Genomic DNA, 10,532 nt, shown 5'->3' on the forward strand with positions numbered 1-10,532 from the left:
CCGGGTCCTTCAGGACGCGCGAGACCCGTTCGCCGATGCTCTCGGACGCGCAACATGATCGTAGCCACGGGGGTAACCACCCGACCGGCGCGGCGCCGGCCGCCGCACGGCCAGGGCGGCGGCCACGCAGGCGACGGGGATGGCGGGCAGGACGTAGCGGTGGTCGAAGTCGAGCGCGGCCACCGGCGCCACGAGCAGGAACACCGCGAACGACCACGGGAGCAGCGCCGTGCGCGGGCGCAGCACGGCGCCGGCCCCGCCGGCCAGCAGCAGGACGCCGAACAGCGTGCCGTGCAGGAACCACGGGTACGGGTAGGCGGCCAGGATCGAGGCGAACGGCTCGACGGACCGCATGCCCCGGATGTCCGGGTCGTACTCCTTCCTGACCTGGTCCACGAGGGGCTGGCCGGAAGGCAGCGGCCAGGAGCCCCGCTGGAAGGCCGTGGTCGGGCTCATGCGCTTCGGGTGGGCGACGGGCTCCCACGTGAAGGCGAGCGAGGTGTCCCGGACGACCTCGCGCAGGTAGTCCAGGGGCTGCGCGGCGATGGCCCGGAGCGCGAACGCCCTGGCCAGGTCGTTGTGGGTGAACCGGTCGCCGGGCAGGCGGTTGAGCGAGGCCCGCGGGTCCCAGACGTACTCGGAGGCGGCGTCCAGGACGGTGCCGTTCGGGCAGAGCGCGGCCTGGTCCGCGGGCGGCCTGATGATCGAGCAGTCGGCGAAGGTCATGGTGCGGGCCCACAGGGCGACGCCGTCCGAGCCGCTCAGCGCGAACCTGCCGTGGTGCTGGGCGTACCAGCCGGCGTAGGCGGCCAGCGGCAGCGCCCCCGCCACCACCAGGGCGAGGGTCGCCCGCCACCGTGCCTGCCACCGTGCCTGCCACGCGGTCCGCCGCAGCAGGAGGTAGAGGGCGGCCAGGCCGAGCAGCGGCACGGTGGCGGTACGGGTCAGACCGGCCAGGGCGAGGAGCACCCCGGCCACCGCCGCCGCCCGCGTGGACACCTCCCCGCGCCACATGAGCACCAGCAGCGCGGCCACGACGAGGAAGATCACCTGCGTGTCCGACAGCACGGCGTGCTCCAGGCGCACGAACGCCGGGTCGAACAGCACCGGCGCCGCCGCCAGCGCCGCTCCCCAGGCGGGCAGCGACCGGCGGCGCAGCAGCAGGTAGATCATGACCCCGACGGCCAGCCCCATCGCGTGCTGCACCCCCGCGACGAGCTCCACGCTCCGGAAGGGCCGCAGCGCCCACAGGAACCAGGAGTAGCCCGCCGGGTGGAACGCGCCCTGCGGCCGCAGGCGCACGGCCGTGTCCAGGTAGGTGAACGAGTCGTACCAATAGAGCCGCGCCGTGTCGTACCCCAGCATGACCAGCACGCGCAGCGCGGCGGCGAGCGCGAGCACGCACCCGAACAACCCGTGGTCACGTGGCCCCGCGAGCGTGGGCGCCATCGTCTTCTCCCCCGAGACCGCCAGGCGGATCCCGGCTTCAGGGGGGCCAGTCCAGCGCGCCGCCTATAACCTGAACGTCACCGATTCTGGTTATGCGCGCGTTATGCCGGCCAGAGCAGACTGGCGGGCATTTAACATCTTTTGGGGGCAAGGTGCGCGTTTTGGTCGCTGAGGATGAGCGGATGCTCGCCGACTCGATCGCCGAGGGGTTACGCGGAGAGGCACTGGCCGTCGACGTCGCCTACGACGGGGACGCGGCGCTCGAACGGCTCGGCGTGCACGACTACGACGTGCTGATCCTCGACCGCGACCTGCCGCAGGTGCACGGGGACGAGGTGTGCAAGGCCGTGGTCGAGCGCGGCTGGCTGGTGCGGGTGCTCATGCTGACCGCCGCGAGCGACGTGCGCTCGCGGGTGGTGGGGTTGTCGCTGGGGGCCGACGACTACCTGCCCAAGCCGTTCGCGTTCGAGGAGCTGGTGGCGCGGGTGCACGCGCTCGGGCGGCGGGCCAGGAGGGCCGATCCGCCCATGCTGGAGCGGGCCGGGGTGCGGCTGGACTGGGCGCACCGGCAGGTGTTCAGGGAGGGCCGGTACGTGCCGCTGGCCCGCAAGGAGTTCGGCGTGCTGGCCGAGCTGCTGCGGGCCCAGGGAGCGGTGGTCTCGGCGGAGACGTTGCTGGAGAAGGTGTGGGACGAGCACATCGACCCGTTCACGAACACGGTCCGCACCACGATGATGAAGCTGCGCAAGAAGCTCGGCGAGCCGCAGGTCATCGAGACCGTGCCGGGATCGGGGTATCGCATCCCATGAGCATGCGCCTGCGTTTCGCCCTGCTCAGCGGGGGCGTGTTCTTCGTGGTCGCCGCCCTCGCGCTGGTCTCCGTCTACTTCGTCGTCCAGACGAGCCTCCAGTACCGGGCCTCCGTGTTCACCCCCGACGAGATCCGGGTGGCGCGGGACAGTTACAGCCTCTACGCCGCGCGCTACCAGGACGGGTATGAGATAGCCAGGGGGTTCGCGCTCAAGACGCACCTCACCTACCAGACCGGCGTCCTCGCCAACCTGCGCACCGCCGGCGGGCTCGCGGTGCTCGCCGGCACCGGGGTGGCGTTCGGGATCGGCTGGCGGACGGCGGGCATGGTGCTGCGCCCGCTCAGGAACGTCACCGACACCGCCCGCCGGGTCGCCCAGAGCCACAACCTGAGCGAGCGGATCGGCTACGACGGCCCCCAGGACGAGATCAAGGAGCTGACCGACGTCTACGACACCATGCTCGCCCGGCTGGCGCGCTCGTTCGACGGCCAGCGCAGGTTCGTCGCGAACGCCTCGCACGAGCTGCGCACCCCGCTCACGATCAACAGGACGCTCGTGGACGTGGCCGTGCGGCGGCCGGACGCGACCGAGGACGTCAAGCGGCTCGGCGAGTCGCTGCTGCTGGTCAATGCCCGCCACGAGCGCCTGATCGACGGCCTGCTGGCGCTGGCCGAGGGCGAGCAGGCGGTGCTGGACCGGCGGCCGTTCGACCTGGCGGACGTAGCCGAGCACGTGCTCGACCAGGCGGCGGCCGAGGCGGCCGAGCGTGAGGTGACCATGCACCGGCTGCTCGACCCCGCGCCGACGGCGGGCGAGGCGGTGCTGGTGGAGCGGCTGGTGCAGAACCTCGTGGAGAACGCCATCCGGCACAACCACGCCAAGGGCGAGGTGTGGGTGACGACGCGGCGGCGGGCCGATCGGGTCGAACTGGTCGTGGCCAACTCGGGACTGCAGGTGCCGTCGTACGAGATCGAGACGATCTTCGAGCCGTTCCGGCGGCTGCACGGCGACCGGCTGCGCTCGGACCGGGGCAGCGGGCTGGGGCTGTCGATCGTACGGGTGATCACCGAGGCGCACGACGGCACGGTCACGGCCACGCCCAGGGACGAGGGCGGTCTGACGATCAGCGTGGAGCTGCCCGTCGGCTCCGAGCCGGCCTGATCAGTCCAGGCCCTGGATCTCCCAGAGCGCCGTCTCCGGGACGCCCGCCTTGACGAGCTGCTCCCAGGTGCCCACCCGATCGGCCGGGTCGGCGAGCATGGCGCGCAGGAGCGGCCGCAGCTCCGTGTGGTCGGCGCCCTCCTCGGTCCACATCGCGCCCAGGGCCCGGTGCATGGCCGGCGACCGGACGGCCACGGTCCGCACCAGCTCGTCCAGGATGGCCAGGCGGTCCCGGTACGGCAGGAAGCGGCCCTCCCCCAGCGCCGCGACCAGCAGGTCGAGCAGGCGCCGGTGCCGGGCCGAGTGGCCGGTGGCGACCGCGACGACGACGTCGCCCATGCCGCCGGTCTCCGCGCCGCCGAGCACGACGTCCTCCTTGCCGTCCTCGAGCACGCGGTGCGCCGACAGGGCGGTCACCAGCCCGGTCCAGCCCTCCTGGCCGAGCTGCCCCTTCCACAGGTGGCTGAGCGAGGACCACTGCTCCAGGTGGTCGGGCCCGGACAGGATCGACGACACGCGGACCGGCTGCTCGGACGCGCAGACGATGAGCAGGGTGAGGTTGGCCGAGTAGGCGGCCAGGCGGCGGGTCATCGTGTGGCGTACCGGCCGGAATCCGATGAAGTGGCGGCGGGGCCGCTCGTGCAGCGACCGGCGCAGCAGCCCGGCCAGCAGCTCCACGCAGCGCTCGCGTACGGCGGAGGGCACCTCGTCCAGCAGCTCCAGGATGAACCCGACGGTCGGCCCGCGCTCGGCCAGGCACGAGTGGGACGTGACCGCGTACAGCAGGTCGTCGTCCACGGCCTGCACCAGCGCGAGCGGCTCGTCGCCGGCCAGGCGGCGGCGCCGGTCGAGGTCGCGCAGCGCGTACATGGTCAGCCAGGCCACCAGGAACTCGCCGAACGTGGCGTGCAGGAAGGCGTGCCCGTTCCTGCGCACGAAGAAGAAGCGCTCGGTGGCCTTGCGCGCCCAGTCGACGCGGGCCTCCCCTGGTTGATCGGGGTCGCCGGGGTCGTCCTCGCCGCCCTGGCACAGGGCGGGCAGGTCGCGGTTGAGCGCCTCGTCGGTGATGACCTGGCGGCCGCTGGCCAGCATGGACAGGGCCACCGCGCCGAGCAGGACCAGCTCCTGGTCGATGGCCACCCGGCGCACGCCGCCGGTCTCGCGTTCGGTGTAGTCGCGCAGCAGCACCTCGTACAGGCGGGCGCGCCCGAGCGGGCCGTGGTCGCGCTGCAGCGCGTTGCTGCCCGCGTCGTAGAGGGCCAGCAGCAGCAGGAGCAGCGGCTGCCTGGCCATCTCGCCGTGGACGAGCGCCGCCTCGGCGGGCAGGGGCTTCAGGTCGCGGCGGGCGAGCAGGCCGCGGTTGCGCCGGTCCCAGATGTTCAGCCACTGCCGCACCTGGTCGTCGTCGAACGGCTGGAGCTGCAGCCCCAGCAGCCCCTTGGGGAACCTGATCCGGTCGGCCACCACCGTGCGGCCGGTCACGATCACCGCCACCGGGCGGCCCAGCTCCGCCTCCCTGGTCTGGAACTCCTGCACCCGTTCGAGGTAGTCGTGGCGGTCGACCTTGCCCTGGACCAGCTCGTCGAACCCGTCGAGGAGGATCACCGGCATCGCCCCGTCGGCGGCCGTCACCAGCTCGGCGTAGTCCACCTCCGTCCCCAGCACCGTGCCGAGGGCCTGCTCGACCTGCGCGGTGACGCCCGCCCGCGCGGACACGCCGGCCAGCTCGACCCGGATCGGCAGGAACTCCGACCTGGCCAGCCGCGCGGCGAGCACCTCGGTGAGCTTGGTCTTGCCCGAGCCGGGCTCGCCCAGCACGAGCAGGGGCGCCTGGGTGGCGCGCAGCGAGGTCAGATGGCCCACCAGGAACGCCTCGGTGTCGGGCACCGGCCGCCGGTCCTCCCACCAGTCCAGCTGGGCGGGAGTGGCGTCCCGGGTCAGCTCGGCGACCCGGAAGCGGGGGCTGAGGTAGCCCTCGCCGAGCAGCGGGAGCCAGACGTCCTCGGGCAGCTTGCCGGCGTGCAGGAGGGGCTGGTCGAGCGCGTTGGCGGCCATCCTGGCCTGGTGGATCACCGGACGGTCGCCCACCCGCGGCGGGGCCAGCTCGGCCAGCAGCCAGGCCACCCGCGACAGCGCCGTGGCGGGCGCCGGCTTCTCGGTGACGAGGCTGCGCACCCCGAACTCGTGGCTGTCGAGCGCCAGCGACCGGTAGTCCTCGTCGTAGATGCGCAGCGCGCGGGCGGGCGGGCCCTCGGCCAGCATGCGGGGCAGCAGGAGCTGGTCGTCGACCGTCAGGTCGTCCCAGACGCTCAGCCCGCCCACGTATCCGGCCATGGCCTCCGACATGCGCTGGTAGGCACGTTCCACGGCGAGGCGGGTCTCGGAGGAGGGCAGATGCGGCTCGGGCGTGGGCAGCCGCTCCAGCAGCAGGCTCGCCACCAGCCGGGCGAAGCGCTCGGCGGTCGGCACGCCGTGCGAGATCTTGCCGCCGCGGTCGAGCTGGTCGAGCGTGAACGGCAGCTTCGCCTCGCCGAGCGCCTCGAAGTAGGCCGAGATGACGATCACCGCGTGCGCGGAGGCCAGCCGCTGGGTGCGGGTGTACCGGTCGACGCCGCTCTTCAGCTCGGGCATGCGCCGCACGACGTCCTCGCCGTAGCCGACGATGCTGTTGCGCATGTCGGTCAGGCCCGTCGTGAGCTGCCCCGCCCCGGCCAGCGCCCAGCCGGTACGCGCCGCCGCCGCGGCGAACCCGACCACCTTGACGAGCCGGGCGTCCTTGCACCCGAGGATCCTCAGGGCATCGGCGTAGCTCGGGGTCTCGATCATGTGCCTTCTCCCGGGGACTGGGAGTCCCATCATGCGCTGTGCGGCCGGGCCTTTTGGCGGAAGTTACCGGGCCGTCATGTTCGCTTCACGGCCTCCTCGATCTCCGGCAGCGCCGCGGGATCCTCGATCGTGGAGGGCGTGGTGTACGGGTTGCCGTCGGCGATGTCCCGCATGGTCGCGCGCAGGATCTTGCCCGAGCGCGTCTTCGGCAGCCGGGCCACCACGGCGGCGCGGCGGAAGGCGGCGACGGGGCCGATGCGCTCGCGTACCAGGGCGGTCAGCTCGCGCTCGATCTCCGCCGGGTCGCGGTCGGCGCCCGCCTTGAGCACCACGAACCCGACGGGCAGCTGGCCCTTCAGCTCGTCGGCCACGCCGATCACCGCGCACTCGGCCACGTCGGGGTGGGCGGCGATGACCTCCTCCATCGCGCCGGTCGACAGGCGGTGCCCGGCGACGTTGATCACGTCGTCGATGCGGCCCATGACGTAGAGGTAGCCGTCGGCGTCCACGTGGCCGCCGTCGCCGGTGAGGTAGTGGCCGGGGTAGCGCTCCAGGTAGGAGCGGGCGAAGCGGGCCTCGTCGCGGTAGAGGGTGGGCAGCGCGCCGGGCGGGAGCGGCAGCCTGACGGTGACGGCGCCGTCCACGCCCGGCGGGCACTCGTCGCCGCCGGGGTCGAGGATGCGCACGTCCCAGCCGGGGACGGGCTTGGTGGGCGAGCCGGGCTTGAGCGGCAGCGGCTCGATGCCGACGCAGTTGGCGGCGATGGGCCAGCCGGTCTCGGTCTGCCACCAGTGGTCGATGACGGGGATGCCGAGCAGGTCGGAGGCCCAGTGGTAGGTGTCGGGGTCGAGGCGTTCGCCGGCGAGGAAGAGGTAGCGCAGCCCCGACAGGTCCCACTTTTTCGGGAAAAGGCCGGATGGGTCCTCTTTTTTGATGGCCCTGATCGCGGTCGGCGCGGTGAACAGCGTGCGCACCCCGTACGTGGACACCACCCGCCAGAACGCGCCCGGGTCGGGGGTGCCGACCGGTTTGCCCTCGTACAGCACGGTCGTGCACCCGGCCAGCAGCGGCCCGTACACGATGTAGGAGTGGCCGACCACCCAGCCCACGTCGGAGGCCGCCCAGTAGACCTCGCCCGGGGCGGCCCCGTAGACGTGGGACATGCTCCAGTGGAGCGCGACCGCGTGCCCGCCGTTGTCGCGCACCACGCCCTTGGGCAGGCCGGTGGTGCCGGAGGTGTAGAGGATGTAGAGCGGGTCGGTGGCGGCCACGCTGACGCAGTCGGCCGGCTCGGCGTCGCGCACCGCCCGCGCCCAGTCGAGGTCGCGGCCCTCGTCGAGCTCGGCCACGGCCTGCGGCCGCTGCAGGATCACGCACCTGGCGGGCCGGTGCTCGGCCTGCTCCAGCGCGGCGTCCAGCAGCGGCTTGTACGCCACCACCCGCGACGGCTCGATGCCGCAGGACGCCGAGAGCACCACCTTGGGCCTGGCGTGGTCGATCCGCACGGCCAGCTCCCTGGCCGCGAACCCGCCGAACACCACCGAGTGCACCGCCCCGAGCCGCGCGCAGGCCAGCATCGCGATCACGGCCTCCGGCACCATGGGCATGTAGATCACCACGGTGTCGCCCGCCGTCACGCCGAGGTCGCGCAGCATGCCGGCCGTCCTGGCCACCTGGTCGAGCAGCTCGGCGTACGTGTACGTGCGGGCCGTCCCGGTCACCGGGCTGTCGTATATCAGCGCCGCCTGGTCGCCGCGCCCGGCCGCCACGTGGCGGTCGACCGCGTTGAAGCAGGTGTTGAGCCGCCCGTCGGGGAACCACCGGCCGCCGGCCGTCACGGTCGCCGGCGCCACGTCCCAGGAGATCCCCAGTGCCGCCTCGGACCAGAACTCGTCGGGTTGCTCGATGCTGCGCCGGTAAGCCTGCCGGTAAGCCTCGCCATAACCGCTCACTTATCGATCAGACCAGTCCACGGGCCCATGGCGCAAGATATCCGGGTGACCGATGACATGATCCTTACCGTCGTCATGGGGTCGAGGGCGTACGGACTCGAGACGGAAGCCTCCGACACCGACCGGCGGGGCGTCTTCGTGGCGCCGACGGCCGCGTTCTGGCGGTTGGAGAAACCGGCGACGCACCGGGACGGGCCGCTGCCCGAGCAGTTCTCGTGGGAGGTCGAGCGCTTCTGCGTCCTCGCCCTCGAGGCGAACCCCACCGCGCTGGAGTGCCTGTGGTCCCCCATGGTGGAGGTGATCACGCCTGCCGGGCGGCGGCTGCGCGAGCTGCGCCGGGCCTTCCTGTCGGAACGGGCGCGGCACTCGTTCGCCGGGTACGCCGACTCGCAGTTCCGCCGGCTCGACCCGGCCGCGCCGAAGTGGAAGCAGGCCATGCACATGATCCGGCTGCTGCTCAGCGGCCTGCACCTGATCCGCCACGGCGAACCGCTGGTCCAGGTGGGACCCTATCGGGAGCGGCTGCTGGCGATCCGGCGCGGCGAGGTGCCGTGGGCGGAGGTGGACGCCTGGCGGACCGAACTGGCCGCCGAGGTGGGCGAGGCCGGCAGCGTGCTGCCGGAGCGGCCGGACCGGGAGCGGGTGGAGGAGTTCCTGGTCGGCGTGCGGAAGGAGAACTTGTGAAGCTGCCCGGATTGCTGCCCGATTGGCTGCCCGAGATCCCCGGTGAGCAGCCGTACCCGCTGGTGTTCGCGACGGTGAGCGGGGCGCACCTGTACGGGTTCCCCTCGGTGGACTCCGACGTGGACCTGCGCGGCGTGCACGTACTGCCGGTGGAGGAGGTGGCGGGGCTGCGGCACGGGCCGCAGACGCTGGAGCGGATGTGGACGCGCGACGGCGTCGAGGTGGACCTGGTGACGCACGACCTGGCCAAGTTCTGCCGATTACTGCTGGGGCGCAACGGCTATGTGCTGGAGCAGCTGCTGTCGCCGCTGGTCGTGACGTCGTCGCCGGTGCACGAGGAGCTGGTGGCGCTGGCCCCCGGCTGCCTGACGCGGCACCACGCCCATCACTACCTGGGGTTCGCGCGGACGCAGTGGCGGCTGTTCACCAAGCGTCTGGAGCTGAAGCCGCTGCTCTACACCTTCCGCGTGCTGGCCACCGGGACGCACCTCATGCGCACCGGCGAGCTGGAGGCCGACCTGACGCGCCTGTACGCGTACGGGCCCGCGTACCTGCCGGACCTGGTCGCCCGCAAGGTGGAGGCCGAGCACGTGCGCGCGCCCTCCACGCTGGGCCTGGAGGCGGACGTGGAGCGGATGACGGCCGCGCTGGAGGCGGCGCGCGACTCCTCCGCCCTGCCCGAGCGGGCCACGGCGGAGGCGGCGCTGCACGACCTGGTGGTGCGGGCGCGCGTGCGCGGGTGGAGCTCCCTGACGTGACGTCGGCAGGCGGGGAGCCGGCGGGCCGGACGGACGCGCTCGGGGTCGTCGGCGGCGAGCTGGTGGGCCGGACGGACGCGCTCGGAGTCGTCGGCGGGGTCCTGGCGGCGGGGTCGGGGTGCGTGGTGGTGGAGGGACCGGCGGGCATCGGCAAGAGCCGCCTGCTGGAGGAGGCCGCGGCGCGGGCGCGGGTGCGCGGGACGGCGGTGGTGCTCGGCCGCGCCACCGAGCTGGACCGGGTGGCGCCCCTGTCCACCCTCCTCCGCCCGCTCGCCTCCGATGGCGGGCCGCTCCCCTCCGGTGGCGGGCCGCTGGGCCCGGGGTTCGGGGGTGACGGGTTCCGGGTGATCGAGCGGGTCGGCGAGGCGGTCGAGCGCTTCACGCGCTCCCGGCCGCTGGCGATCGTCCTGGACGACGTGCAATGGGCGGACGAGCTGACCTGCCTGGCGCTGCGGCAGCTCGTACCGGGACTGGCCGGGTCCCCCGTGGTGTGGCTGCTGGGGCGGCGGCCGCTGCCCCAGCAGGAGGCGGTGGACCGGCTCATCGAGGAGGGTGCCCGGCGCTTGCCGCTGCCTCCGCTCGGCCCGGAGGAGGCGGCCGAGCTGAGCGCGCGCCTGCTCGGCGCCGCACCCGGCCCGTCGGTGCTGGAGCTGGTGCGGGGCAGCGGCGGCAACCCGTTCCTGCTGGAGGAGGTGCTGACGGGGCTGCGCGCCGAGGGCCGGATCTCGGTGCGCGACGGCGTGGCCGAGGTCGCAGCGGGCGGCGCGGACCCCGTGATGGGCCCAGCGGGTGGCAGGGCGAGTGCTGCAGCGCCCGCCGCAGCGGCTGGAAGAAGGCGCCCGCGAACAGCGCGGCGGCGATCCCGGCCACCTGGCCGTACCCGGAGACGAG

Annotated in this window: 8 protein-coding genes; 5 read left to right on the forward strand and 3 right to left on the reverse strand. The window is 73.3% G+C overall.

The window, feature by feature from the left end; genetic code table 11:
- Positions 1 to 9: 9 nt before the first annotated feature.
- A complete protein-coding gene (locus ACWEPL_RS56670) occupies positions 10 to 1,449 on the reverse strand; it encodes a phospholipid carrier-dependent glycosyltransferase (RefSeq protein WP_452441535.1) in 1,440 nt (479 codons plus the stop codon).
- Positions 1,450 to 1,601: 152 nt separating this feature from the next.
- Here ACWEPL_RS56670 and ACWEPL_RS56675 point away from each other — a divergent pair, with 152 nt between their 5' ends.
- Together ACWEPL_RS56675 and ACWEPL_RS56680 are read left to right on the forward strand one after the other, a co-directional pair.
- Complete coding sequence (locus ACWEPL_RS56675) at positions 1,602 to 2,258, forward strand: response regulator transcription factor (RefSeq protein WP_350734744.1); 657 nt, start codon at positions 1,602 to 1,604, stop codon at positions 2,256 to 2,258.
- 2 nt (positions 2,259 to 2,260) lie between these two features.
- Positions 2,261 to 3,421 (forward strand): sensor histidine kinase, encoded by a 1,161-nt coding sequence (locus ACWEPL_RS56680; RefSeq protein ID WP_452441536.1) that lies wholly within the window; start codon positions 2,261 to 2,263, stop codon positions 3,419 to 3,421.
- On the opposite strand, the gene ACWEPL_RS56685 is transcribed toward ACWEPL_RS56680, so the two are convergent.
- On the reverse strand, positions 3,422 to 6,247 hold the full coding sequence (locus ACWEPL_RS56685; protein ID WP_452441537.1) for an NACHT domain-containing protein: 2,826 nt from the start codon (positions 6,245 to 6,247) through the stop codon (positions 3,422 to 3,424).
- A gap of 74 nt (positions 6,248 to 6,321) precedes the next feature.
- Positions 6,322 to 8,199: a propionyl-CoA synthetase gene (locus ACWEPL_RS56690; protein WP_452441538.1), complete on the reverse strand. Its 1,878-nt coding sequence runs from the start codon at positions 8,197 to 8,199 to the stop codon at positions 6,322 to 6,324.
- Positions 8,200 to 8,244: 45 nt separating this feature from the next.
- Here ACWEPL_RS56690 and ACWEPL_RS56695 point away from each other — a divergent pair, with 45 nt between their 5' ends.
- The 3 genes from ACWEPL_RS56695 to ACWEPL_RS56705 form a co-directional block, all read left to right on the forward strand.
- Positions 8,245 to 8,883 carry a nucleotidyltransferase domain-containing protein gene (locus ACWEPL_RS56695; protein ID WP_350734752.1) on the forward strand — a complete coding sequence of 213 codons (639 nt, stop codon included), beginning with the start codon at positions 8,245 to 8,247 and terminating at the stop codon, positions 8,881 to 8,883.
- Complete coding sequence (locus tag ACWEPL_RS56700) at positions 8,880 to 9,641, forward strand: nucleotidyltransferase domain-containing protein (protein ID WP_452441539.1); 762 nt, start codon at positions 8,880 to 8,882, stop codon at positions 9,639 to 9,641. The genes ACWEPL_RS56695 and ACWEPL_RS56700 overlap by 4 nt, the downstream gene beginning before the upstream one ends.
- A partial coding sequence (locus ACWEPL_RS56705) for an AAA family ATPase (RefSeq protein ID WP_452441540.1) occupies positions 9,638 to 10,532 on the forward strand: 895 nt, incomplete at its 3' end. The genes ACWEPL_RS56700 and ACWEPL_RS56705, both read left to right, overlap by 4 nt.

The sequence above is a fragment of the Nonomuraea sp. NPDC004186 genome (assembly GCF_053603495.1).

Excerpts from the sequence above, each read along its gene's own strand:
- ACWEPL_RS56670 (WP_452441535.1), bottom strand. The coding sequence starts at position 1,449 with ATGGCGCCCACGCTCGCGGGGCCACGTGACCACGGGTTGTTCGGGTGC.
- ACWEPL_RS56680 (WP_452441536.1), top strand. The coding sequence starts at position 2,261 with ATGCGCCTGCGTTTCGCCCTGCTCAGCGGGGGCGTGTTCTTCGTGGTC.
- ACWEPL_RS56685 (WP_452441537.1), bottom strand. The coding sequence starts at position 6,247 with ATGATCGAGACCCCGAGCTACGCCGATGCCCTGAGGATCCTCGGGTGC.